The organism is Micromonospora sp. DT231, assembly GCF_049847025.1.
GTDB lineage: Bacteria > Actinomycetota > Actinomycetes > Mycobacteriales > Micromonosporaceae > Micromonospora.
The window spans coordinates 57754-81342 of sequence record NZ_JBNCNO010000017.1; the positions used below are offsets into that span (position 1 = coordinate 57754).

General features: G+C 73.9%; 21 protein-coding genes. 8 read left to right on the forward strand and 13 right to left on the reverse strand.

Annotated features, from left to right (window positions below; all coding sequences use genetic code 11):
• The first annotated feature begins 23 nt into the window (after window positions 1-23).
• Genes ACPXBU_RS31035 through ACPXBU_RS31050 form a run of 4 tightly spaced genes read left to right on the forward strand, consistent with a single transcriptional unit; the run spans window position 24 to window position 4717 of the window.
• Window positions 24-1676: a hypothetical protein gene (locus ACPXBU_RS31035; RefSeq protein WP_425760930.1), complete on the forward strand. Its 1653-nt coding sequence runs from the start codon at window positions 24-26 to the stop codon at window positions 1674-1676.
• Window positions 1673-3139: an NADH-ubiquinone oxidoreductase-F iron-sulfur binding region domain-containing protein gene (locus ACPXBU_RS31040; RefSeq protein WP_425760931.1), complete on the forward strand. Its 1467-nt coding sequence runs from the start codon at window positions 1673-1675 to the stop codon at window positions 3137-3139. Before ACPXBU_RS31035 ends, ACPXBU_RS31040 begins: the two co-directional genes overlap by 4 nt.
• Window positions 3140-3176: 37 nt before the next feature.
• Entirely contained in the window at window positions 3177-3797 is a 621-nt protein-coding gene (locus ACPXBU_RS31045) for a TlpA family protein disulfide reductase (RefSeq protein WP_425760932.1), read from the forward strand.
• A complete protein-coding gene (locus ACPXBU_RS31050) occupies window positions 3794-4717 on the forward strand; it encodes a cytochrome c biogenesis CcdA family protein (protein ID WP_425760933.1) in 924 nt (307 codons plus the stop codon). The genes ACPXBU_RS31045 and ACPXBU_RS31050 overlap by 4 nt, the downstream gene beginning before the upstream one ends.
• Window positions 4718-4773: 56 nt before the next feature.
• On the opposite strand, the gene serS is transcribed toward ACPXBU_RS31050, so the two are convergent.
• From serS to ACPXBU_RS31075, 5 genes are all read right to left on the reverse strand, one after another.
• Window positions 4774-6057, reverse strand: coding sequence for a serine--tRNA ligase (gene serS / locus ACPXBU_RS31055; protein ID WP_425760934.1), 1284 nt, complete (start codon window positions 6055-6057; stop codon window positions 4774-4776).
• Window positions 6058-6153: 96 nt separating this feature from the next.
• Window positions 6154-7242 carry a MerR family transcriptional regulator gene (locus ACPXBU_RS31060; protein WP_425760989.1) on the reverse strand — a complete coding sequence of 363 codons (1089 nt, stop codon included), beginning with the start codon at window positions 7240-7242 and terminating at the stop codon, window positions 6154-6156.
• Between the two features lie 43 nt (window positions 7243-7285).
• Complete coding sequence (locus tag ACPXBU_RS31065) at window positions 7286-8467, reverse strand: saccharopine dehydrogenase family protein (protein ID WP_425760935.1); 1182 nt, start codon at window positions 8465-8467, stop codon at window positions 7286-7288.
• A 50-nt stretch (window positions 8468-8517) separates the two neighbouring features.
• Entirely contained in the window at window positions 8518-9651 is a 1134-nt protein-coding gene (locus ACPXBU_RS31070) for an alcohol dehydrogenase catalytic domain-containing protein (RefSeq protein ID WP_425760936.1), read from the reverse strand.
• Window positions 9648-10085, reverse strand: a complete 438-nt coding sequence (locus tag ACPXBU_RS31075; protein ID WP_425760937.1) for a hypothetical protein — start codon at window positions 10083-10085, stop codon at window positions 9648-9650. The genes ACPXBU_RS31070 and ACPXBU_RS31075 overlap by 4 nt, the downstream gene beginning before the upstream one ends.
• 151 nt (window positions 10086-10236) lie before the next feature.
• Here ACPXBU_RS31075 and ACPXBU_RS31080 point away from each other — a divergent pair, with 151 nt between their 5' ends.
• Window positions 10237-13170, forward strand: a complete 2934-nt coding sequence (locus ACPXBU_RS31080; RefSeq protein ID WP_425760938.1) for a LuxR C-terminal-related transcriptional regulator — start codon at window positions 10237-10239, stop codon at window positions 13168-13170.
• Between the two features lie 12 nt (window positions 13171-13182).
• Here the strand turns inward: ACPXBU_RS31080 and ACPXBU_RS31085 are convergent, their stop codons facing one another.
• The 3 genes from ACPXBU_RS31085 to ACPXBU_RS31095 all read right to left on the reverse strand — a co-directional run bounded on the left by ACPXBU_RS31085 (window position 13183) and on the right by ACPXBU_RS31095 (window position 15040).
• Window positions 13183-13731: a DsbA family protein gene (locus ACPXBU_RS31085; RefSeq protein WP_425760939.1), complete on the reverse strand. Its 549-nt coding sequence runs from the start codon at window positions 13729-13731 to the stop codon at window positions 13183-13185.
• Entirely contained in the window at window positions 13728-14225 is a 498-nt protein-coding gene (locus ACPXBU_RS31090) for a redoxin domain-containing protein (protein ID WP_393364085.1), read from the reverse strand. The genes ACPXBU_RS31085 and ACPXBU_RS31090 overlap by 4 nt, the downstream gene beginning before the upstream one ends.
• Window positions 14226-14353: 128 nt before the next feature.
• Window positions 14354-15040, reverse strand: coding sequence for a BON domain-containing protein (locus tag ACPXBU_RS31095; RefSeq protein ID WP_425760940.1), 687 nt, complete (start codon window positions 15038-15040; stop codon window positions 14354-14356).
• A gap of 380 nt (window positions 15041-15420) precedes the next feature.
• On the opposite strand from ACPXBU_RS31095, the gene ACPXBU_RS31100 reads away from it, so the two are divergent.
• Window positions 15421-18159 carry a cellulose binding domain-containing protein gene (locus ACPXBU_RS31100; protein WP_425760941.1) on the forward strand — a complete coding sequence of 913 codons (2739 nt, stop codon included), beginning with the start codon at window positions 15421-15423 and terminating at the stop codon, window positions 18157-18159.
• A gap of 267 nt (window positions 18160-18426) precedes the next feature.
• Here the strand turns inward: ACPXBU_RS31100 and ACPXBU_RS31105 are convergent, their stop codons facing one another.
• Window positions 18427-18825 carry a hypothetical protein gene (locus tag ACPXBU_RS31105; protein ID WP_393364075.1) on the reverse strand — a complete coding sequence of 133 codons (399 nt, stop codon included), beginning with the start codon at window positions 18823-18825 and terminating at the stop codon, window positions 18427-18429.
• 141 nt (window positions 18826-18966) lie between these two features.
• Window positions 18967-19107, reverse strand: a complete 141-nt coding sequence (locus tag ACPXBU_RS31110; RefSeq protein WP_393364072.1) for a hypothetical protein — start codon at window positions 19105-19107, stop codon at window positions 18967-18969.
• 486 nt (window positions 19108-19593) lie between these two features.
• Here ACPXBU_RS31110 and ACPXBU_RS31115 point away from each other — a divergent pair, with 486 nt between their 5' ends.
• Window positions 19594-19956, forward strand: coding sequence for an STAS domain-containing protein (locus ACPXBU_RS31115; RefSeq protein ID WP_030330302.1), 363 nt, complete (start codon window positions 19594-19596; stop codon window positions 19954-19956).
• 19 nt (window positions 19957-19975) lie between these two features.
• On the opposite strand, the gene surE is transcribed toward ACPXBU_RS31115, so the two are convergent.
• Both surE and ACPXBU_RS31125 read right to left on the reverse strand, forming a co-directional pair.
• Window positions 19976-20803: a 5'/3'-nucleotidase SurE gene (surE, locus tag ACPXBU_RS31120; protein ID WP_425760942.1), complete on the reverse strand. Its 828-nt coding sequence runs from the start codon at window positions 20801-20803 to the stop codon at window positions 19976-19978.
• Window positions 20800-21777: a PfkB family carbohydrate kinase gene (locus tag ACPXBU_RS31125; protein WP_393364066.1), complete on the reverse strand. Its 978-nt coding sequence runs from the start codon at window positions 21775-21777 to the stop codon at window positions 20800-20802. The genes surE and ACPXBU_RS31125 overlap by 4 nt, the downstream gene beginning before the upstream one ends.
• A gap of 188 nt (window positions 21778-21965) precedes the next feature.
• Between ACPXBU_RS31125 and ACPXBU_RS31130 the strand changes: the two genes are divergently transcribed.
• On the forward strand, window positions 21966-22433 hold the full coding sequence (locus tag ACPXBU_RS31130; RefSeq protein ID WP_393364063.1) for an SRPBCC family protein: 468 nt from the start codon (window positions 21966-21968) through the stop codon (window positions 22431-22433).
• A 336-nt stretch (window positions 22434-22769) separates the two neighbouring features.
• Here ACPXBU_RS31130 and ACPXBU_RS31135 read toward each other — a convergent pair whose 3' ends face one another.
• Window positions 22770-23270, reverse strand: coding sequence for a hypothetical protein (locus ACPXBU_RS31135; RefSeq protein WP_425760943.1), 501 nt, complete (start codon window positions 23268-23270; stop codon window positions 22770-22772).
• Window positions 23271-23589: the final 319 nt, after the last annotated feature.

Here is a 23589-nt window from a genome sequence, read left to right on the forward strand (position 1 = left end):
GATGGGGGAGCAGGGGTCGGCCGGTGGTACGCCGCCGCGAGACGATCGAGGAGCACATGGCCCGGGCACAGCAGAACCAGAAGGCGGCCACCGTCCGGACCAGCGCCAGCAGTCGGGGGGTACGCACACCGTCACGGTCGGCGACCACACTGCTGATCGCGTCGGCGCTCGCCGCGTTGTGGGCGGCGATCATGCTGACCGGCGCCGGGCAGACGGCGTACGCGTACGGTTTCTTCTTCACCGAGTTCTTCGCCGGGGTGGTCTCCCTGGTGACGTTGAGCCTCACCGTGATGCTCGGCCTGCTCGCCACCGACCGGCTGGTGCTGCGCATCTCCCACCGGGTGCTGATGCAGTCGGCGCACCGGGCCACCGGCGTGCTGGGCGTGGCCGGGCTCGGCTTCCACGTCCTCACCAAGATCGCCACTGGGCGGGCTGCCGCGACCGACGCGCTGGTGCCGTTCGTCGGCGGCCGAGGGCTCTACGTCGGGCTCGGCACCGTCGCCGCCCTGCTGATGGTCAGCGTGATCTGGACCGGCATCATCCGGGCCCGCTTCGCCGGCGTCGGTCCCAAGTGGCTGTGGCGCACGCTGCACTCCACCGCGTACCTGGCCTGGCCGTTCGCCGTGCTGCACGGCCTCAACGCCGGTCGGGCCGCGCAGCCCTGGGTGGTGTTCAGCTACCTGGGCTGCATCCTGCTCGTGGTGCTGGCCCTGCTGGTCCGGCTCTCGGTCACCATCGGTCGACGCAGCCGCGAACAGCACCAGGCCGCGGTGCGCAACGCGGTGCTGGCCGGGCGGACCAGCGAGACGAACAGTGGCCGGTCGCTGCTGGCCGGGCTGAGCCGCCGCAAGAAGGCCGACGCGGACAAGCGTCCCGCCTGGGCGGAGACCACCACCGCCACGTGGGCCGCGCCGGCCGCGCGACGCGACCCGGAACGGTTCACCGTGCCGGTGGTGCCCGAGCCCGGCTCCCTCGTGGAGCCGACCCGGCCGAGCCGACGTCGACGCGACGAGGAGCCGGCGGCCCGCCGCGACACCGAACGGACCTCGCGCGGACGGCGGGCCGAGGAGTCCACGACCAGCCGATCGGCCCGCCGCGGCGTGGAGGAGACCGACACCCGCCGACGCGACGACGAGGACGAGCTGGAGCCGGTGACGCGGCGGCGCGGCTCCCGTACCCGGGACGAGGCCGTTCCGAGCGGTCGGCGACGCGCCGACGAGCCGGCCGCCGAGCGGTCCCGCCGCCGGTCCCGCGGCGAGGACGACGGCAGCCGCTACTCGGCGCCGCCGCAGCCGACGGTCGAGCCGGAGGAGCCGTGGGACAGCCCGCGCCGGTGGCAGGCCGCCGAGCCGATCTCCGCCGGCCCGGTCTCCGCCGAGCCGATCTCCGCCGGCCCGATCTCGGCAAGCCCCATCTCGGCGGCGCCGCGCAGCGGCAGCGGCCGGCACAGCGCCGACGACGACGTGCCGGAGGAGCCGGACTACTGGCGTCCGCCGGCCCGGTACGTGCCGGACGAGGTCGCGCCGCCCGTCGACGACACCCCGACCCTTGTCGACCTGGCGTCTAGGCGCGCTCGGCGGGCAGCCGGCGAGGGCCGGTCCGCCAAGCGCCGCAAGGCCAGCGCCGACGCCGTGGACGGGGCGTACTGGGCTGGGCTGCGAGGTGAGGCGAAGTGATGCGGACGACAGTGCCGCCCGTCGCCTGCGTGGGGGAACCCCGGCTCACCGCCGGCTTCGCCGAGTTCGGTCGGCTGGACCTGGCCGCACACGAGGAGGTGCACGGCCCGATCGGCCCGATGGAGCCGGCGCAACTGCTCCGGCTCGCCGAGGGCATGCAGCTCAAGGGCAAGGGCGGGGCGGGTTTCCCGTTCGCCCGCAAACTGCGCGCGGTGCTGGAGTCCTGCGAACGGCAGGACCTCGCGGCCGTCGTGGTCGTCAACGCCACCGAGGGGGAGCCGGCGAGCTGGAAGGACAAGGTGCTGCTCACCCGTGCCCCGCACCTGATCCTGGACGGCGCGGCGCTGGCCGCGTACGCGTTGGACGCCGACGAGATCGTGATCGGCGTGGCCGACGACGGGGTCGGTCGGGAGTCGCTGATGGAGGCCCTCGAAGAGCGCCGGATGCCGGTGCTGACGACGATCGTCACCGTGCCGCACCGGTTCATCTCCGGCGAGGGCGGCGCGCTTGTCAACGGGATCAACGGGTTGCCGCACATCCCGCCCGGCACCAAGAAGCGCTCCAGCGACTCCGGGGTCAGCGGTCTGCCCACCCTGCTGTCAAACGCCGAGACGTACGCGCAGCTCGCCGTCGGCGCGCGACTCGGCCCGTACGAGTACGCGGCCCTCGGCACCGACGACGAGCCGGGCACCGTGCTGCTCACCGTGACCGGCACGGCGGGCCGACCGGCCGTGGTGGAGTGCACCGCGGGCATGCCGCTGCGTGACGTCCTGGACCTGTGCGAGGTGCCGGAGACCCAGGGCATCCTGATGGGCGGCTACCACGGCAAGTGGATCACCCCGGAGGCGGCGGACCGGGCCGAGGTGTCCCGCAGGGGCCTGGCGGCGGTCGGCGGCACCCTCGGCGCGGGCATCATCGTCCCGCTCGGTGTCGACACCTGCCCGCTCGGGGAGGCCGCCCAGGTGGTGCGCTATCTCGCCGGGGAGTCCGCCGGCCAGTGTGGACCGTGCAAGATGGGCCTGCCGGACCTGGCCCGCGCGGTGGACCTGGCCGTGGCCGGCAGCCAACCGGCCGAGGTGGTACGCGCCGCCGCCGGCGAGGTGAAGGGCCGGGGCGCGTGCAGCCACCCGGACGGCACCGCCCGGTTCGCCCTCTCCGCGATCGAGGTCTTCGCCGAGGACCTGCGGCTGCACAGCACCGGTGACGGCTGTGGCCGGCGGGTCAAGGGTGAGATGGGGCTGCCCGGCGCACCCGACGCGAACCCGCAGAAGCTCACCCTGGACTGGTCCCGCTGCGACGGGCACGGCCTGTGCGCGCACGTCGTACCGGACTTCATCCGGCTCGACGCGAACGGATATCCCGCCTTCCCGCCCACCCCCGTGCCGACCTGGCTGCGGGAGGGCGCGCTGAAGGCGGTAAAGGTATGCCCGGAGCTGGCTCTCCGCCTCGCCAAGGCCGAGTAGGCAAGGGCGCCTTCTCGCCGAACGAACGGAGACGCGCATGCCCAGCTGGCCCACACGGAGGCGACCGTCGGGGGTTGGTGCGGCCCGCCGTGCCGGCGCCGCCACGGCGCTGGCAGCCGCTCTCCTCGGCGTGGCCGCCTGCACCGGCACGGCCAGCCCGCCAGCGGCGGTCGCCGGTACCGCGCCGGCCACCACAGGTGCCGCGTCAACCCCCACCCCCACCGCGACCGGCTCGCCGCCCCCGGCGCAGGTTCCGGACGTGCTGCGCTTCACCGGCACCACCCTCGGCGGCGCCGCGTTCGACGCGGCGCAGCTCGCCGGCAAGCCGGTGGTGCTGTGGTTCTGGGCGCCGTGGTGCGCCACCTGCGCCAGCCAGGCCTGGACGGTGGCCGAGATCGCGCCCCGCTACCGGGACACCGTGCCGATCATCGGCGTCGCCGGGCTGGGCGAGCGGAAGGCCATGAACGAGTTCGTCACCGAGTTCGACCTCGCCGGGACGCCGCAGATCGAGGACAGCAGGGGCGCGCTCTGGAAGCGGTTCACGGTGACCGAGCAGAGCATCTTCGTGATCATCGACCGGAACGGCGCGGTCGTCCACAAGGGCTTCCTGGACGGTGAGGCGCTCACCGCCAGGGTCGCCGCACTGGCCGGGGCGTGAGCGGCGCGCTGCTGCTCGCGCTGACCGCCGGCATGCTCGGCGCGGTCAACCCGTGCGGCTTCGCGTTGCTGCCCGCGTACCTCTCGCTGTTGGTCGCCGGGGCGTCGGACGTCCGCGGCGCGGTCGGCCGCGCGCTCACCGCGGCGGCCGGGCTGACCCTGGGGTACGTGGTGGTCTTCGGCGCGTTCGGCCTGGCGCTCGCGCCGCTGGCCGGCTGGTTGCGGCCCCGGCTGCCCTGGTTGACCGTGGTGCTCGGCGTGCTGCTGGCGGTGGCCGGCTGCTGGCTGCTCGCCGGCCGGCGGCTGCCCGCGCCCGGCTGGTCGGCCCGCGCGCCCCGGCTCACCCGCACCTGGCCGTCGATGGCGTTGTTCGGCGCGGCGTACGCGCTGGCGTCGCTCGGCTGCGCCATCGCGCCGTTCCTGGCCATCGTGGTGACAAGCCTCCAGGCCGGCTCGACCGGGCGCGGGTTGGCGCTGTTCGGCGCGTACGCCCTCGGGATGGGTCTGGTGGTCGCGGTCGCCGCGCTCGGCGTGGCGCTGCTGCGCGACGGCCTGGTGGCCCGGCTGCGCGGTGCCGGCGCGCTGGTGCCCCGGCTCAGTGGCCTGGTGCTGCTGCTCGCCGGCGGGTACGTCGCCTGGTACGGCTGGTACGAGCTGCGCCTGTCCGCCGGCCACCGAGAAGCGCTCCGGGACCCGGTGATCCAGGCGGCGTCCCGCCTACAACACACCCTGGCCGACACCCTGGACGCCGTAGGCCCACAGGTGCTGCTGGTCGCGCTGGGAATCCTGGTCCTGACCGCACACCTGATCAAGCGCTCCCACCACACCCCCACCCCGCACCCCGCCCACCCAGCTCCCACCCGGCCCAGCCCCGTTGATCATGAGGTTATTGCCGTGACACGCCGGGGCGAGGGGCAATAACTCCATGATCAACGGGGAAGGGCGGGAGGGGGCGGGAGGGGGGGAGGGCCGGGGGACTAGCGCGGGGTTAGGCGGTCTGTTCCTAGGCGTTCTTGGAGGACCTTGGGGATCAGGACACTGCCGTCGGCCTGCTGGTTCTGCTCCAGGATGGCGGGGAAGAGTCGGCTGGTGGCAAGCGCCGAGCCGTTGAGGGTGTGCACGAAGCGGGTCTGCTTGCCGCCCGGCTCGCGGTAGCGGATGGCCGCCCGCCGAGCCTGGTAGTCGCCGGCCCAGGAGACCGACGACACCTCCTTGTACTTGCCGGTGCTCGGCATCCACACCTCGATGTCGAGGGTCTTCTTCATCGACGCGCTGGCGTCACCGGCGGAGAGCAGGCTGCGCTGGTAGTGCAGGCCCAACCCCTCGACCAGGCTCTCCGCGTGGGCGAGCATCTCCTCCAGCGCCGCGTCGGCCTGCTCCGGGAGCGTGAACTGGAAGATCTCCACCTTGTTGAACTGGTGCCCGCGCACCGTGCCGCGCTCGTCGGAGTGCGAGCCGGCCGACTCCCGCCGGTAGCACGGCGTGTACGCGAAGGCCTTCAGCGGCAGCTTCGGGGTCTCCAGGATCTCGTCCTGGTACGCCCCGAGGATCGCCGTCTCCGAGGTGGGCAGCAGGAACTGCCCGCGCGGGGCGGACTCGGCGTCCAGGTGGTAGACGTCGTCGTAGAACTTCGGGAACTGCCCGGCGGCGAAGCCGGCCGAGTCGAGCAGCAGGTGCGGCGGGAGCAGGAACTCGTACCCGGCCTTGACGTGCTGGTCGATGAAGTAGTTGAGCAGCGCCCACTCCAGCCGGGCGCCGATGCCCGTGTAGATCCAGAAGCCGGACCCACCGAGCTTGACCCCGCGCTCGTAGTCGACGAGGCCCAGCGCGCGGCTCAACTCCACGTGGTCGCGGACCTTGTCGATCACCGGCGGCTCACCGAAGGTCTTCACGACCCGGTTGGCTTCCTTGCCGCCGGCCACCACGTCGTCGGCCGGCAGGTTGGGCAGCTCACTCATCGCCGTGCGCAGCCGCGACTGCACCTCGTCCAGCTGGGACTCCAGCTCGGCGAGCTGCTGACGCTCGGCCTCCGGTGCGGCGGCCTGCGGCTCCTCGCCGGCCCGCTTCGCCTGCGCGTACGCCCGGGCCTCCGCCTTGCGGCGCTGCCGCTCCGCGTCGATCCCCGTGATCAGGGCGCGGCGTTCCTGGTCGAGCCGCTGGATCTCGTCCAGCGCCCGGCTGACCTCGGCGGGATCCAGACGCTTCGCCAGCGCGGTCGCCACCGCCTCGCGATCCTTCCGGATCAACTCCATGTCGAGCATGCTGCTCTGTACGCCTCCGTCCGGGGTTCACTGGTGAACCATCAGATGTTACCGTCGCGCACGTTTCCACCCGGGGACGGGGAGCGCGACCGGTTTCTACAGCCGGATCGGCATCAACACGGAGTAGGTGTCCTCGTCGTTCGGGCGGCGCACGGCCAGCGGGGCGATCGGCCCGTCCAGCTCCAGCACCAGTTGCGGGCCGCCGGCCGCGTCCAGCGCGTCGAGCAGGTACTCGCCGTTCACCCCGAACCGCAGCCCGCCCACCCGATCGTTGGCCGGGTCGGCCGTGGACAGCTCGGCGGGGTGCAGCAGGCGCAGGCCGCCGGAGTCGTCGAGACCGAGGACGGAGACCGCCAGCGGCGTGCCGGCGTACTCGCGGGCCAGCGTGGGAGCGGCCGGATCCCGCAGCGCCGCGCGCAGCGCCACCACGTCCACCGGGATGCGGTACGCGGCCGGCCGCTCGCCGACCGCCTCGCGCAGCAGCCGACGGTAGTCGGGGAAGTCGTACGGCAGGGCGGTGCCGGTGAGTGTGTGACCGGCCACCAGCACCCGTAGCTCCGCGCCGGCCACGCTCAGCCACACCGGCCGGGCGTCGGTGGCGTCGAGCAGAGGCCGGAGCCGGTCGACGAGGGCCACCGGCACGAACACCCGCGCGGGCGGGCCGTCGACGTCCGCCGTGGCGCGGGCGAGCGCGATCCGGTACCTGTCGGTGGCGACGAGCCGTACGCCGTCCGGCTCCACGTCCAGCAGCACGCCGGAGAGCATCGGCAGCTCCGGGTCGACGCCGACGGCGAAGCGCACCGCGTCCAGCGCGGCGGCCAGGTCGGTGGGGGAGAGCAGCAGCGTGGTGGTGGCCGGCCGGGCCGGGTCGACCAGGGCCCGGAGTCGGGCGGCCTCGCGGCGCGCGTCGGTCAGCCCGTCGGCCAACCGGCGCAGGTGCGTGTCGAGCAACTGGCGCACCGCGGCCGGCTCGGCGCGTACCGCGGCGGCGATCTCCGGGACCGGCATGCCGATGCGGCGCAGCCCGGCCACCAACCGGGCCGGCGTGATCTGCTCGTCGGTGTACCAGCGGTAGCCGGTCACCGGGTCGACAAGGGCCGGCTCCAGCACCCCCGCCGAATCGTAGAAGCGCAGCGCGCTGACGGTCAGGCCGCTGGCCCGTGCCATTTCGCCGATGCTGTGCAGGTCACTCACGCTGGGCATCCTGCCCCCTCGACCCGGTCGAGGGTCAAGCCGAGCGTTCCAGCACCCGGAAGGTGAGGCCGGCCCCGACGAGCCGGTCCAGCAGCGCGCCGCCCATCGCGGCGACCGGGGTGAGCTGGCCGGCGGTCGGCGGCAGCTCGTCGAGCGCCAGGCAGAGCGCCGACTCGGCGAGCATCTTCGCCGTCTCGTCGTACCCCGGGTCGCCGCCGGCCACCTCGGTGACCACCCGCTGACCGCCGCCGGTGCCGACGAACCGGACCCGGAACCAGGACGCCGCCCGTTGCTCGGGGGTCGGCCCCTGCCCGGAGGCGAGCCGGCCGAGCAGCCAGCGTCGGCTGGGCGGCAGCTTCACCAGCCCGATCAGCGCGCCGAGCCCGACCGCGCCGGCCAGCACGGTGGGCAGCCGCTTCACGGCGACGAAGTGCCGGTACCGGAAGTCCGGGCCGTACTCCGGTCGGGCCGCCGCCGACCGGCGGACCACCTGCGGGTCGATTGTCGGCAGCGGCACGGCCCAGGCGCCCAGCTCGGCGGAGCGGGCCAGCCGGCCGGGCACCGCGCGGGCCCGGCGGTCGGTGGGGCGCGGCTCGACCGCCCGGCGCTCCCGGGCGGCCTGGCTGGCCTGCCCGGTACGGGCGAACGCGGTGAGCGCCGAATGGTAGGTGCCGGCGGAGAACCGGCCCCCGGCGCGGACGTAACCGTCCACGGTGAGCGGAGCGTCGGCGGGAAGCTGCTTGACCGTGAACCAGACGCCCAGGTCGTGCGGGACGGAGTCGAACCCGCAGGCGTGCACCAGCCGGGCGCCGGTGCGGGTCGCCTCGGCGTGGTGACGCACGTACATCAGGTCGACGAACTCCGGCTCACCGGTGATGTCCAGATAGTCGGTGCCGGCCGTCGCGCAGGCCGCGACGAGCGGCTCGCCGTGGTGGACGTACGGGCCGACCGTGCTGGCCACCACCCGGGCGCTTTCCGCCACCGCCCGCAACGAGTCGACGTCGGTCACGTCGGCGGTGAGCAGCGGCAGGTCGGCGAGTGTCGGGTCGACCGCCGCGAGCCGGTCCCGGACGGCGGCGAGGCGGTCCGGGTTACGCCCGGCCAGCGCCCAGCGCAGCCCCACCGGCGCGTGTCGGGCCAGGTAGTCGGCGGTCAGGCCGCCGGTGAACCCGGTCGCCCCGAACAGCACCACGTCGTACGTCCGCTCCCCAGCCATGCCCAGAGTGTGCCATTCGAGGTGCCCGACGGCAGCTCACGAGAAGGGCGTCAGGGCGTGAACACGGCGCGTACGCAGCCGTCGGCCCGGTCCCGGAACAGCGCGTACCCCTGGGGGCCGTGCGCCAACGGCAGTCGGTGGGTGGCCAGGTGCGCGGTGCGCAGCTCGCCGCGGGCCATCCGGTCCAGCAGCATCGGCACGTCCCGCAGGTCCGGCCGGCCGGCCCCGCGCAACGTCAGCCGTCGGTCGGTCACCGTGCCCAGCGGGAACGCGTCGACGAACCCGTCCGTCCCGCCCAGCAGCACCACCACACCGCCCTTGCGGCACGCGTACACGGCCTCGCGTCTCGCGTCCGGCCGGTTGACATGGCCACCGAACCGCTCGGGCGGCGGCGGGCCGACGGCCACCACGCAGACGTCCGGACCCCGCCCACCGCTGCGGTCGTGCAGCTCCGCCGCGACGTCGGTGCGGCGGTAGTCCAGCGGCTCCGCGCCGACGTGCCGCTCGGCCATCCGCAACCGCTCCTCGTACCTGTCGACGACCAGCACCCGGGCGGCACCGCGCAGCACCGCCGCCCGCGCGGTCAACTGGCCCACCGCCCCCGCACCCCAGATCGCCACCACGTCGCCGGGACGCACGGCACCCAACTCGGCGGCCAGCCACCCGGTCGGCGCCGCGTCGGCGGCGAACACCGCCCCGTCGTCGTCGACCGCGTCCGGCACCCGGAAGGCGCCCACGTCGGCGTACGGCACCCGCACGTACTCGGCGTGACCGCCCGCGAACCCGCCCGCCGCCCGGGGACGGCCGAAGCAGCCGGCGTCCGCGCGTTCCCAGCCGGGGTCGGCGCTCGCCGGGTCGGCGTGGGCGTTGTCGCAGCAGGAGTGCAGGCCCTGGCGGCAGTACCAGCAACCGCCGCAGGCGACGCTCGCGCCGACGACCACCCGGTCGCCGCTGCGGTGTCGGCGGACCCCGGGACCGACCTCGACCACCTCGCCCAGGAACTCGGCCCCGAGCACGTCACCGGCGCGCAGCAGCGGGTTGCGGCCGGCCAGCAGCGGCAGGTCCCCGCCGGAGGTGGCGCTGCGGTGGACCCGGACGATGACGTCCCGCTCGTTGCGCAACTCCGGGTCGGGCACCTCGCGTACCGCCACCTCGTCGGCGGCCACCCAGCACAGCGCCCTCACCCGCGGACCTCGGGGCGGTCCAGCGCCGATCGGTCGGCGCGCAGCACCTCGCCGGCCTCGACCCTCTGCTTGATCTGGCGTAGGGCCCGGCGGACGAGCAGACCCGGGTCGTCGCCGACCAGGTGGGCGGCCAGCCCGACCGGCGGGGTGGCACCGGCCACCGGCCGGGCGGACAACTCGGTGCCCCGGTCGCCGGGCGCCGGCCGCACCCGCACCTCGACGGCGCCGTCCAGGCGGCGCAGCGGCTCCGGCCACGCACCAGCGGGAACCACCTGCTCGGGCGGCCTGTCGACGGTCACCACCTCCCACCGGGGTGCGGTGACCGGGGCGCGGTCCGCGCCACCGCGGCCGTGCCACCGGGGTACGCGCAGCCGGCCCATCCCGGTCCGCGCCGCGCCGTCGAGGGCGGGTCCCGCTCGCACCAGCCGTCCCATCGCTCCCACCGGTACCACGTCCTCCCCGTCCACGTCCCCCGATCGTCGGTCGCGGCCGGGTGAAGCGTGCTCGCCCGGAAGGGGTGAACCGGCCCGCGCCGGGTAACCGCTCGCCGACCGGGGGCGGAGCGCGTGGTGGGGGTGGGGCTGGGTGCCGGAACAGCAGAGTCGCGTACGCGTGGACACGGCACCGGAGCGACCGCTGCTGGCGTCGCGGCTGAGCCCGGCCGTGCCCCCGCAGCCGGTGCTGGCCCGGCCCCGGCTGCTGCGCCGGCTGGACGAGGGCGCTGCCGGACCCGTCACCCTGGTCGCCGCCCCCGCCGGCTGGGGCAAGACCACACTGCTCGCCACGTGGGCGCGGCTCGACGGTGGGACGCCCGACGTCGCGCCGGGCGCGGTCGTGCCCGACTCCGGCGACCTCTCGGTCCCGGCCAGCCCGGTCCTGGCCTGGGTGTCGGTGGAGGTCGGCGACGACGCTTCGCGGCTCTGGGCGTACCTCGCGGCGGCGTTGCGGACCGCCACCGGGTCGGCGGAGGACGGTCCGGTGCCCGACCGGCCGCCCCGCCCCGACCAACTGGAGGCGCTGGCCGCCACCCTCGCCGCCGCGGACCGGCCGGTGCTGCTGATCCTCGACGACCTGCACCGGGTCGCCGACCCGGCGGCGCTGAGCAGCGTGGAGTTCCTGCTGCGGCATGCCGGGCAGCGACTGGGCCTGGTGATCGGGGCGCGGGCCGGGCTGCACCTGCCCCTGCACCGGCTCCGCCTCGCGGGCGAGCTGACCGAGATCGGCCCGGACGAGTTGGCGTTCACCGACGACGAGGTTGCCGACCTGCTCACCGCGCACGGCGCGGCCCTGCCGGCGGCCGACGTGCGCCGGTTGCGCGAACGCACCGGGGGCTGGCCGGCCGCGCTGCGCATCGCCGCCCTGGCGGTACGCGGGCAGCCCGACCCGGGGCGCTGGGTGGGGCAGTTCGGGGGCGATCAACCGGAGATCGCCGGGTACCTCCGCGAGGAGGTGCTGGCGACGCTCGACCCGACCGAGGAGGACCTGCTGCGCCGGACCGCCGTCGTCGAGACCGTCTGCGCGGACCTGGCCGCGGCGCTGACCGGGCGCGCCGACGCCGGCCAGGCGCTCGCCGACCTGGCCGGGACCGGCGGACTGCTGCACCGGGAGGACACCCGACCGCCGTGGTACCGCTGCGATCCGCTGCTCGCCGACCTGCTCCGCGCCGACCTGGCCCGGTTGCCCGGCCCCGAGGTACGCGATCTGCACGAGCGGGCGGCCGACTGGTACGCGGGCGACGGACGGCCGGCGGACGCGCTGCGGCACGCGCTGACCGCGGGCCGGTGGGACCTGGCCGGCGACCTGTTCGTCGCGCACTGGCCGGAACTGATCCGGTACGACAGCGCGCCGGCGCACGCCCCGGCGCCGGTGGCCCCGCCGGCCGAGGTGGTCCGCGCCGACCCGGAGGTGGCCCTCGCCTACGCCGCCGAGCGCGCATTCGCCGGCGATCTGACGGCCGCCACCGGTCACCTGCGGGCCGCCGCCGAGCACGCCCGAGACCTGCCGGTGCCGCGCCGGCAACGCTTCCTGCGGTTGGTCACCGCGTTGGAGCTGACCGTGGCCCGGCTCGCCGACGACCCGGTGGAGGTGCGGGCCGCCGCCGCCCGGCTGTTGCGGACCCGCCCGCCGGACGCCACGCCGACCCGTCTGGCGGACCCCGCGTCGCCTGCCAGGCCGGATTCCGCGCCGACCCGGCTGCCGGACTCCGCCTCGCCCCCCAGGCCGGATTCCGCGCCGACCCGGCTGCCGGACTCCGCGTCGACAGCCGCGCCGACGTCCGGTGGGGGCGGCGCCGCCGACGACGCCGACCTGCGGGCGTTCACCGGCACCGCTCTGGGGCTTGTCGAGCTGGCCGGCGGCGCGCTGCCGACCGCCCGGTTCGTCCGCGCCCGGGCCGCCGGTCGGGAGGCGGGCCGGCCCCGCACCGAACTGGTCGCCACCAGCCGCGCCGCGCTGTTGCTCGCGGTCCGCGGTGAGCTGCGGGCGGCCGAGCAGGCGGCCCGGGAAGCGCTGGGCATGCCGCCGTGTCGAGGCTGGTCGTGTCGGCTCGACTGCGCCTACGCGTACCTGGCGTTGGCCCAGGTGGCGCTGCTGCGCGACCAGCCCGACGAGGCCGTGGCGAACCTCAACCTCGCCGGCCCGGCGCTCGGCGTCACCGGCGGCCGGTCCGGCGGCCCCGATCCGGACGCGGACGGCTGGCCTACCGCCGTTCGCGGCGAACCGGTGGCCGCGGCGGTCGCCGCGCTGTGCCGCGCGCACCTGCACCGCGACTCCGGCGACCCGGCGGCCGGCCAACGACTTCTCGTCCGGACACGGGAGGCGCTTGTCGACAAGCCGTCCGCCGTCGAGTTGACAGGTCTGCTGCGGGCCGCCGAGGCCGAGCTGCGCGCCGAGCGGGGCGACCTGGACGCCGCCCGTGACCTGCTGGCCGACGCGGGCACCGACCCGGTGCTCGCGGTGGCGGCGGCGAAGGTCGAGCTGCTGGCCGGCGACGCCGCTGCCGCCGGCCGCCGGTTACCGGGCTGGGAGGCGCCGGCGGCCACGGCCTGGCCCCTGCCGGCACGCCTGGACGCCGGCCTGCTGGACGCGGTGCTGGCCGAGCGGGCCGGGGACGGGCGACGGGCGGGCCGGCTCCTGGAGCAGGTGCTGGATCTGGCCGGACCGCAGGGTTGCCGGCGGGTCTTCACCCACGCCGGAGGGCCGGTCCGGGACCTGCTGGCCGCCCACCTGGACGCGGGCACCGCCCACTTCACCCTGGTCAGCGACCTGGTACGCGGTGCCGGGCCGAGCACTGCCCGGCCGGCCGCCGAGCCAAGGGGCGGGCTCGACGAGCCGCTCACCGAGCGGGAGCTGACCATCCTGCGCTACCTGCAGAGCATCCTGTCCAACGTGGAGATCGCCAGCGAGCTGTCCCTGTCGGTCAACACGGTGAAGACCCACGTTCGCAACATCTACCGCAAACTCGACGCGACCCGCCGGCGTGAAGCGGTCCGGCGGGCGCGCGAGTTGCGGCTGATCTGAGCGGGTCGGCCGTCAGGCGTCGCCGGCCCCGTCGACTGCCGCCAGCAGATCGGCCAGGTCGTACCCGCCCTCGTGGCGGACACCGTTGACGAACAGGGTGGGGGTGCCGTTCACTCCGCTGCGGATGCCACCCACGAAGTCCCGGCGCACCCGGTCCGCGTGCGCCCGGTTCTCCACCTCGGCGTTCAACTCGTCCGGCGGCAGGCCGACCTGCTCGACACCGAGCGAGAGGTGCACCGGGTCGAGTTGGTCCTGGTGCTCGTAGAGCCAGTCGTGCATCTCCCAGAACCGGCCCCGGACCGCGGCGGCCTCGGCCGTCTCGGCGGCGCGTTCGGCGTACGGGTGCACGTTGGCGATGGGGAAGTACCGGTAGACGAGGCGGACGGTGTCGGCCCGCTGCCGCAGCAGTTCGTGCAGGTTCGGGTACGCCGCACCGCAGAACTGGCACTGGAAGTCGCCGTACTCGACAACGGTCACCGCCGCGTCTTCCGGCCCGCGGATGTGGTCCTCGGTGGTGACCGGGTCCCGGAGTCGGGCGGTCACCTGCAGTGGCGTGGTCATCCGGTCATCACCTTCCGATCGGCGGCGAGTTGGTCGAGCGCGTCGAAGATGCCGTCGGCGCCCGGGTTGACGTCGGGCGGCGAGACGTAGCTCCAGGTCACCTCCCCGGCCGGGTCGAGCACCACGAGCGCGCGGTCCGACTCACCCTGCGCGTTGTACGCGCCGTAGCGGCGGGCCACCTCGCCCTTCGGCTCGAAGTCGGCAAGCAGGGGAAACTCGATGCCCCGGCTCTCCGCGAACGCCCGGTGTGACCAGATGCTGTCCACCGAGATGCCGAGCACCACCGCCCGGTACTGGGCGAACACGGGTGCCGCCGACTGGTAGAGCGACATCTGGTCGCCGCACACAGGGCTCCAGTCGGCGGGATAGAAGGCGAGCACGACCGGTCGTCCCCGGAACTGCTCGGGCCCGGTCCGGGCCCCGTCCGGGGTGGCCGGCAGGGTGAAACCGGGCGCGGGACGCCCCGGTCGGATCAGCCCGTTCGGATCACTCATGCCCCCAGCCTGTCCCCGGGGTGGGTGAGTCCGGCTCACCCACCCCGGGTGGTTCCGCGCTCGCCCAGGGCGCGTCGGGTGCTCGCCCGCGCTCGCTCAGCGCCCGTCGGGTGCTCGCCCGCGCTCGCTCAGCGCAGCACCGGCGCGACCGCGATGTGGTTCTGCACCTCCCGGATGCCCGGGGCGGACCACGCCACCTGCTCGACCTCGGCCCGTTCGGGCATCGAGTGGACCAACCCGGCGAGTATCGCGGTGTCGCCGTGCACCCGGACGCTGATCCGTTCGGCCTCGGTCGCCCCGGCCCGGGCGAGGGCGTCGACGATCCGGTCGGCCAGATCTCGGCCGTCCGGTGCGGCGGTCGGCCGCACGGTGATGCCGTTGCTCAGCCCGCGTACGCCGGTGAGCCGTCCCACGGCCCGCTCGGCGGCTCGGCGCTGGTATTCCCACTCGACCTCGCCGTGCAGCGTCACCCAGCCGGCCGACACGGTGACCTGGAGTTTCTCGATGGGCACGAACGCGTCCCATTCCAGCGCGTGGCTGGCCGCGGCGGCCAGGTCGGGATCGGCGCGCTCGCCGCCGTCGGCCAGTCGTACGGCCAGGTCGTTGGCGACCGCCCGGACCCGGGCGACCCGGTGGGCGGCCCGTTCGGCGGCCCACTTCTTCGCGTAGCTGTCCACCCGGCCGCCAAGCGTGACGACGCCCTCGGCGACGGTCACGCCGATCTCGTGCGGCTGCACCCTCGGTTCCCAGGTCAGCTCGTCGAGCACGGCGGACTGGATGTCCTGGTCGGTGCGGTCGATCTCGGCGATCGCCATCTGGCCTCCTCCCTGCGTGGTTCGCTCGCCCTCGCGGCGGCCACCGCGTTCGTGGCGCCTCGACGGGCGTGGCGGACCGGTGGCGGCTGCGGCCGGAGGTCCGCCGGGGTCCGAGCCTGCCGCCGGGCCGGGTGAACCGTCCTCACCCGCACCGGGTGAAGGCACGGCCGGGACCTCGGTACTCGCAGTCGCTGGGAGCGCTTCCAAAGCGAGTCAACTTCGGTTACGGTAGTCACATTCCTCGATTGCGGGAGCCGTCGCGTCGGGTGGTGGGAGCCAGGGCAGCTCCGTCCGTCCCGTCGTTGTGCCCGTCCCCCGGGCACGGCGTCCCCAGGTGATCAACCCCGTCCCCCGGGGTTGCCTCCCGAGAGGAACCGCAGATGCCCAGAAGTCTCGCCAGCACGGTCGTGACCGTGCTGGCAGCCGCCACAGCCGTCGTGGTGGTCCCGCTCACCCCCGCCGGGTCGGCCTCCGCCCCGACCGCGGCGGAGGCGTACACCTGGCGCAACGTCCCGGTGGGCGGCGGCGGCTTCGTGCCCGGCATCGTCTTCAACCCCACCGAGAAAAACCTGATCTACGCGCGCACCGACATCGGTGGGGCGTACCGCTGGGAACAGGCCAGCCAGTCGTGGACGCCGCTGCTCGACTGGGTGGGCGCCGACCGCTGGGGTTACAACGGCGTGGTCAGCATCGCCACCGACCCGGTGCAGACCAACCGGGTGTACGCGGCGGTCGGCATGTACACGAACGGCTGGGACCCGAACAACGGCGCGATCCTGCGCTCGACCGACAAGGGCGCCACCTGGCAGACCACCGAGTTGCCGTTCAAGAACGGCGGCAACATGCCGGGCCGGGGCATGGGCGAGCGGCTGGCCGTCGACCCCAACCGGAACAGCATCGTCTACTACGGCGCCGAGGGCGGCAACGGGCTGTGGCGCAGCACCGACCACGGGGCGACCTGGGCCAAGGTCACCGCCTTCCCGAACGTCGGCAACTACCGGGCCGACCCCAGCGACCCGAACGGCTACAACGGGCAGAACCAGGGCCTGACCTGGGTCAGCTTCGACAAGAGCACCGGCACCGCCGGCTCCACGACGCAGACGATCTACGTGGGCGTGGCGGACAAGGAGAATCCGGTCTACCGCAGCACCGACGGGGGCGTGAGCTGGTCGCGCATTCCCGGCCAACCCACCGGCTACCTGGCGCACAAGGGTGTCGTCGACCCGGTCGGCGGTCACCTCTACATCGCCACCAGCGACACCGGTGGCCCGTACGACGGCGGCAAGGGCGACGTCTGGAAGTTCACCCGGTCGACCGGCGCCTGGACCCGGATCAGCCCGGTGCCCTCCACCAGCGGCGACGACTACTTCGGCTACAGCGGCCTCACCATCGACCGGCAGCACCCCAACACGCTGATGGTGGCCACCCAGGTCTCCTGGTGGCCGGACGCGATCTTCTTCCGCAGCACCGACGGCGGGGCGACCTGGACCCGGATCTGGGACTTCACCAGCTATCCCGAGCGGTCCCGCCGCTACACCATGGACATCAGCTCGGTGCCCTGGCTGACCTTCGGCGTCAACCCGGCGCCCCCGGAGGCCTCGCCCAAGCTCGGCTGGATGAACGAGTCGGTGGAGATCGATCCACACGACTCCAACCGGATGATGTACGGCACCGGTGCCACCATCTACGGCACCACCGACCTCACCAAGTGGGACACCGGCGGCCAGTTCACCATCCGACCGATGGTCCGCGGGCTGGAGGAGACGGCGGTGCTCGACCTGGTCAGCCCGCCCAGCGGCGCACCGCTGATCAGCGCGCTCGGTGACGTCGGTGGCTTCCGGCACACCGACCTGGACGCCATTCCGCCCATGCTGTTCACCCAGCCGGTGTTCACGACCACCACCAGCCTGGACTATGCCGAGAGCAAGCCGGCCACACTGGTGCGGGCCGGGAGCTTCACCGACTCCGACCGACCCAACGACAGCCATGTCGCGTTCTCCACCGACGGTGGGGCCACCTGGTTCCAGGGCACCGAACCGTCCGGGGTCAACACCGGCGGCACGGTCGCCGCCGCGGCCGACGGCAGCCGGTTCGTCTGGGCGCCCGGTGACGCCGGTCAACGGGTGGTCTACTCGGTGGGCTTCGGCAACTCGTGGGCGCCCTCGGCCGGCATCCCCGCCAACGCGACGATCGAGTCCGACCGGGTCGATCCCAACCGGTTCTACGGCTTCAGCGGCGGGCGGTTCTACCTCAGCACCAATGGTGGGGCGAGTTTCACCGCCACGGCGGCGACCGGTCTGCCCGCCACCGACGTCCGGTTCAAGGCGCTGCCCGGCCGTACCGGCGAGTTGTGGCTGGCCGGGCCCGGCGGCCTGTGGCGATCCACCGACTCCGGCGCCAGCTTCACCACGCTGGACGGCGTCAGCGCCTCCGGCAACGTCGGCTTCGGCAAGGCGGCGCCCGGGCGGACCAACCCCGCGGTCTTCCTGTACGGCACGGTGAACGGTCAGCCCGGCGTGCACCGCTCCGACGACGCCGGCGCGACATGGGTACGCATCAACGACGACCGCCACCAGTACGGCAACCCGGCCGAGGCGTTGACCGGTGACCCCCGTGTCTACGGCCGGGTGTACCTCGGCTCCAACGGGCGCGGCATCCTGGTCGCCGATCGGACCGATGGACCCCCTCCGACCACGCCCCCTCCGACCACACCGCCTCCGACGACGCCCCCACCGACCACACCGCCTCCGACGACGCCGCCTCCGACGACGCCCCCGCCGACCACACCGCCTCCCACGACGCCGCCGCCGGCGAGTGGGTGTACGGCGACCTATCGCGTCACCGGCTCCTGGTCGGGTGGCTTCCAGGCGGAGCTGGTGGTCCGCAATGCCGGCAGCGCGGCCATCGCCGGTTGGACGCTCGGCTGGACCTTCCCCAACGGGCAGCAGATCACCCAACTCTGGGGCGGGACCCACACCCAGGCCGGGGCTGTCGTCTCGGTTCGCGACAGCGGCTGGAACGGCGCGCTCGGTGCCGGGGCCACCACCACCGCCGGCTTCCTCGGCTCGTGGACCGGCAGCAACGCGCCGCCGGCCACCATCACCTGCCTGAGTCGCTGACCTGGTGATCCGGCCCGGATCACCACCCGAACACCGGTCCGTCGGGCTGCCTGAGGGGTCCGGCACCCGGCGGACCGGTCCACCCCCGCCCCCGCCCCCCGGCCCCTCGCCCCGGCCCGACAACGTCGGTCATGGAGCCGTGGTGGGGGAAGAGAGGTGTTTGCGCGTTTTGTCTCCGAGCACAACTCCATGATCGACACGTGAAACGCGAACGACGCAGGGCCGCACTCGATCGAGGTCGAATGCGGCCCTGCGTCGTTCGGTCGTTCAGACCGCCGGAGAGTTGGGCCGGTCCACGTCGACGAACTCCACGTCGTCGAGGGCGTGGTCGTCCCGGCTGCCGGCGGCCCGCGCGGCGGAGCCGACGGCCCAGCCAACGGCGGCGCCGACAAGCGCGGCGCCGATCAGCAGGGTCCAGGGCAGAGCCGGCTGCCGACCCGCGAGCGCGTCGAGAGCCAGCGAGGCGCGACGTCGCGCCTCCTCGGCGGCGGAGCCCACCAGGTCACCCGCACCGTCGGCGAGGTCGCCGCTGTTGCGACGGGCCGAGCGGGCGGTGTCCCGCACGCTGTCTCCGGCCGAGTTGACGGCGGAGAGCAGGTGCTCCCAGGCATGGTCCGCAATCCGCTCCGGTTTGCTGCGGCGGTCCAGCACGTTGGTTCCGAACATCGTGGTTACCTCCTCGGGTGCCGAAGCCGCCGGCCACTTCGGACTTCGGCGTCTGTTCAGCGCGTCACGGTTCGCCTACCCCGCCAGTGCCCAGGGCCGCCCGAGCGCAAACCCGGCCGGCCCCGTCGCGCCGCCGGGAGCTCAGCGCACCCCCACCACGGCGACGCCGCGGGCGAAGTCGTCGTCATCGTCGTCATCGTCGTCCCCACCGCCGAAACCGCAGGCCAGTACGAGAGCGAGCAGAACGCCGACGCCGGCCAGACCGGCAAGTCGCTTGATCATCGAAGGTCCTCTCCGTTACGGGGGGTCTCCCGGCCCGATGCTAGGTGGCGTCGGCAACGGGGGACCGGGTCCGGCGGGTGTCCGCGTGGCGTCGGCAGCGGTTCGCGCGGGGTGTCCGCGTGGCGTCGGCAGCGGTTCGGGCGGGTCCGCGTGGCGCCGGCAGCGGGGGAACCGCGTGCGGGTGTCCGCAGGCGACACGCCGGTGGTGCGGGGCGGGCCGTCGGTCGGGGTCGGTTGTCGGGCGTGTCGGACCCGGGCCGCTACCCTGGTTCGCGGCGCTCGGTCCGGACCGGTCGTCGAAGGTCAAATAACAAAAAGTCTTGAGCAATCAGATACTCAAAAGTACGGATATGGGTGCCTTTGTGGGGTCGGATCCGTGAATTGCTCATCCCGAGGGGTGGCGACCGAGGCCGTCAGAGGAATACTCTCGGTCGCGGCCCGCGTACTGATGAGGCGCCCGGGGGACGGGCGGGTGGAGGTGCTCGCGTGAGCCTGTCGATCGTGAAGTCGGTTTTGTCCGGTGGAGTCGTGGAGATCGCCCCGCGGGGCGAGATCGACGTCGACACAGCGTACGAGGTGCGCGAGGCGATCGCGGAGGTGCTGGCCAAGGGCCGGCCGCTCCGCATCGAGCTCAACATGAGGCTTGTCACCTTCATCGACTCCGTGGGCATCAGCGCCATGGTTGCCGGCTTCCAGACGGCCGAGGTCAGCGACGTCAAGCTGGTGGTCACCGAGCCGAGCCGGTTCGTGCACCGGCAGCTCTGGGTGACCGGCCTGCTCGGCCTGTTCGGCGCCCCGGAGCCCTACTTCGCCGGCGCTGCCACCCCCGAGGTGCTGCCCGGCGCCTGAGCGCCACCAGGCAGCACGGTCAGGGCTGGTCGTCCAGTCCGGTCAGGTCGATGTCCGTCGCCTCGGTGACTGCTCGGATGGCGGTCACCGACGCGTACCCGGCGGCCAGCAACGCCACGTCCGTGCCGGGCTGCGCGGCCTGCCCCGGCTCCTCGAGTGACGTACGGACAAAGCCGTGGCCGGACTCGGCCACCGTCATCTGCACCTGACCGAAACTGGCAAGCGTGCCGTGTCGCACCCCGCGCAGCCGCCCGTGCGGCAGGTCCGGGGCGTTCACGTTGAGCACGCTCTCCATCGGCCCGGAGGTCAACCGGGGGAGCAGGTCCAGGGCGACCCGCGCGGCGGTGCTCCAGTGCCGCTCGGCGTCGCGTACCCGGGCGGCGGCGTCCACGGCGGCACCACCGCTGGCTGCCGTCGCCTCACCGGCGGAGAGCACGTCGAGGGAGACCGCCATCGCCCGGCAACCGTTCGTGGCGGCGGTGAACGCGGCACCCACAGTTCCGGAGTGCAGCACGGCCCGGCCCGCGTTGGCACCCCGGTTGATGCCGGAGAGCACCACCGACGGCGGTGGGCCGAACGCGCCGTGCAACGCGATCAGGGTGATGAAGCCGGGGGAGCCCCCCACCCCGTACGCCGGCACTCCCGGCAGGTCCGGCAGCGGGTGGTCGTTCACGACGACCCGCCCGTCGCGCTCGACGGCGCTCATCGCGGCGCTGGTGCCGCTCGCCTCCTCCAGCGGCGCGGCGACCACCACGTCCATACCCCGCTGTGCCGCCGCCCAGGCCAGTGCCTGGATGCCGGGTGCGGCGATCCCGTCGTCGTTGGTGATCAGCACCCGCAACGTCATCGTTCGACCACCCGGTCGGCCAACTCGTCCGGGGTGGTCCGTTCCTGTGGCCGGCTGTCCGCCGGCACCAGCCGGACCCGGTCGACCAGGCCGGTGATCGAGTCCAGTCGTCCGGTGCCCAGGCCGTGCCGGGTCACGTTCATCGCGCCGGCGGCCGCGCCGGTGCGGATGGCGGTCCGGATGTCCCCGCCGCGGGCCACGACGGCGGCCACCCCGGCCGTCATCGAGTCGCCCGCGCCACGCGGGTCGGCGGCCTCCAACCGGGGCATCTCGACCTCGAACAGCTCCCCGTCGATGAGCGCCAGCGCCGGCTGGTCGGCCCGGCTCACCACCACCGTCTCGGCGCCGGCGGCGTGCAGGTCGTACATGGCCCGGGTCAGCTCCAGGCTGTCGTCGCTGCGGGCGCGGCCGTCGCGGATCAGCTCCTCGTGGCTCACCTTGAGGAAGAACACGCCGCTCTGCAGCACCGCGCCGAGGTGATCGCCGGAGAGGTCGACCACCACCCGGCCGCCGTTGGCGGCGAGGTCGGCGGCGAAGCGCCGGTACAGGTCGGCCGGGACCAGCCAGGGCTCGTTCGGCCCACTGAGGACGCTCACCGCGGCCCGGAGGCCCTCGCCGAGAGCCAGGTTGTACAGCTCGTCCAGCTCGTGCCGGCTCAACGGCTGCCCGGGTACGTCGGCGATCTCCTGCCGCGAGCCGCCCCGGCGGTCGTGCACGTACCCGCCGCTGCCGGAGTCGCGGACCACCACCTTGAGGTCCACGCCCTCGCTGACCAGGAGCGGCTCCAGCACCTGGCCGATCTCGCCGCCGAGAGCCGCGCAGAGCACCACGTCCACACCCAGCGACATCGCCATCCGGGCCTGCCAGACCCCCTGCCCGCCGGGGTGCAGATGCAGCTCGGGGTGGTCGTTCGGCTGGTCCACGGTGACCGTGAGCTGCGGGGTGGGCGCGAAGACCATCACGTGCCCGCTCATCCGTCGTCGCCGCTCATGATGCCGCCCTTCCACCCGGTCGGATGATTCCTCACTAACCGACCCTAATGCGACAACTGGCGATGCGAGATCTCATCGGCGGCGGTTCGTCCTGGCATCGGCGGCCGTCGGGCGTTGCCAGCCGAACATCGGTACGGGACGATCGTGCGACAAGCGACGGTGGGAGACGTGTGCTCAGCAGCGATACCTTCAGCTACACCGTCCAGGCCCGGTGCTCGCAGGCCGAGGCCGCGGCGATGCTCAGTGACCTGACCCGGCAGGGCGAGCTGCATCCGCTCATCGTCCGGGTCCGCCAACTGCCGCCCCGACCCGGCGCCCTGGCCAGCTACACGATCAACGACAGGCTGGTTGCCGGCCCACTGCGCTTCCGGACCACGTACCACGCGGACGTGCTGATCAGCGAGCCCGACGAAATCGTCATGGTGGCCCGCCAGTGGCCCGCCACCACGGTACGCAACCACACCCGACTGCGCACGGAGCCGGACGGCCTGGTCCGGATCGACGTCGAGATCACCCTGACCGCGCCGACGCCGCTGTTCCGGTACGCGTTCCGCCAGGCGCGAGCCGCTCACCTTGCCCTCGCCGCCCGCCTCGGCCCAGCGCTCGACCGCACCGGCGATGCCCCACCCCCGGCCTGAGCGCCCCCGCCCCGTCGCCTCCCCCACGATCGCGCACGATCCAGGTTGTCAACGCCGTTGCGTCAGGCGGAATGACTGCACGTCAACGGGCACTGCATCGCGATCTTGCACTTTCTGTCCCGACATTTGGTGCATTAACGTCGAAAGCGGCGACAGGAAGTGCAAGATCGACGCGATTATCCTGCTCGACACGTCTTGGTTTACAAGCCGTTGGGCAGCAGCGGGTTGACCTGTCGGGGGCACCACAGCCTTAACGCAACGGTGTTGTCCAGGATCTCGTGGTGGCGGCCCGGTCGCGGCGGCCCGGTCGCCCGGGGGGCGGTCGCGGCGGCGCGGTCATGGGGTGCGGCCGAGCCCCGCTCGGGCGGGTTGGGCGACGGGGCGTCGGCCCCACGGCTTGTACGTGGACAGCACCGTCGCGATGATCATCAGGCTCGTCGACACCGCGGGTGCGATCACCAGGTCGACGCGGTCCCGGGCGGGGAGGGCGGCGCCAACCGCACCGGCGTGCCGCAGATTCGGCGTGAGCAGGAACAGCACCAGCCCGACCATCACCGTCGTGAGCACGAGCTTGGCCAGCACCCAGCGGTAGCGCCACAGGCCCCACGGGGTGAGCAGCGCGCTGGCGAGCCCGATCAGCCAGACCACAACGCTCAGCGGCGCGAACAGCACCGTGCCGACCAACGCCGTGACCGGGTAGACCACCGCCGGGTCGGCGCCACGCTGCACGGCGATGCCGAGGGTGAGGAGCACCAGGTCGGCGCCGAGCCAGCCGAGCGAGGTGACCAGGTGCAGGGTGAGGAGCCCCTTGCGGGCGGTGGGAGAAATCCGACGCATACCGCGATGCTGCCCGCCGAGCCGCGCCGGGTCGTCCGACCGCCGACGACATCAGCGGTACGCCCGGCAACGTAGCCCGCCTGCGGCAGGCCGCCCGGCAACCGCCCGCCCGGCGACGTAGCCCGCCTGGCGACAGCCCGCCTGGCGACAGCCCGCCTGGCGACAGCCCGCCCGGCGACAGCCCACCCGGGCGACGACGTCACCCGACGCCACGATCAACACGACATCGCCGACTCCGGGGTAACCCGTGGTCCGGATACCCCGGAGTCGGCGATCGCGCGTGGATCAACCCCGGCTCGGGCCGGGCCACCCGTCGGGT

What these genes read in the sequence shown, in the direction of transcription:
- ACPXBU_RS31045 (WP_425760932.1), top strand. Translation starts at nt 3,177, where the DNA reads ATGCCCAGCTGGCCCACACGGAGGCGACCGTCGGGGGTTGGTGCGGCC.
- serS (WP_425760934.1), bottom strand. Translation starts at nt 6,057, where the DNA reads ATGCTCGACATGGAGTTGATCCGGAAGGATCGCGAGGCGGTGGCGACC.
- ACPXBU_RS31065 (WP_425760935.1), bottom strand. Translation starts at nt 8,467, where the DNA reads ATGGCTGGGGAGCGGACGTACGACGTGGTGCTGTTCGGGGCGACCGGG.
- ACPXBU_RS31075 (WP_425760937.1), bottom strand. Translation starts at nt 10,085, where the DNA reads ATGGGACGGCTGGTGCGAGCGGGACCCGCCCTCGACGGCGCGGCGCGG.
- ACPXBU_RS31085 (WP_425760939.1), bottom strand. Translation starts at nt 13,731, where the DNA reads ATGACCACGCCACTGCAGGTGACCGCCCGACTCCGGGACCCGGTCACC.
- ACPXBU_RS31090 (WP_393364085.1), bottom strand. Translation starts at nt 14,225, where the DNA reads ATGAGTGATCCGAACGGGCTGATCCGACCGGGGCGTCCCGCGCCCGGT.
- ACPXBU_RS31095 (WP_425760940.1), bottom strand. Translation starts at nt 15,040, where the DNA reads ATGGCGATCGCCGAGATCGACCGCACCGACCAGGACATCCAGTCCGCC.
- ACPXBU_RS31100 (WP_425760941.1), top strand. Translation starts at nt 15,421, where the DNA reads ATGCCCAGAAGTCTCGCCAGCACGGTCGTGACCGTGCTGGCAGCCGCC.
- ACPXBU_RS31105 (WP_393364075.1), bottom strand. Translation starts at nt 18,825, where the DNA reads ATGTTCGGAACCAACGTGCTGGACCGCCGCAGCAAACCGGAGCGGATT.
- ACPXBU_RS31110 (WP_393364072.1), bottom strand. Translation starts at nt 19,107, where the DNA reads ATGATCAAGCGACTTGCCGGTCTGGCCGGCGTCGGCGTTCTGCTCGCT.
- surE (WP_425760942.1), bottom strand. Translation starts at nt 20,803, where the DNA reads ATGACGTTGCGGGTGCTGATCACCAACGACGACGGGATCGCCGCACCC.
- ACPXBU_RS31125 (WP_393364066.1), bottom strand. Translation starts at nt 21,777, where the DNA reads ATGAGCGGGCACGTGATGGTCTTCGCGCCCACCCCGCAGCTCACGGTC.
- ACPXBU_RS31135 (WP_425760943.1), bottom strand. Translation starts at nt 23,270, where the DNA reads ATGCGTCGGATTTCTCCCACCGCCCGCAAGGGGCTCCTCACCCTGCAC.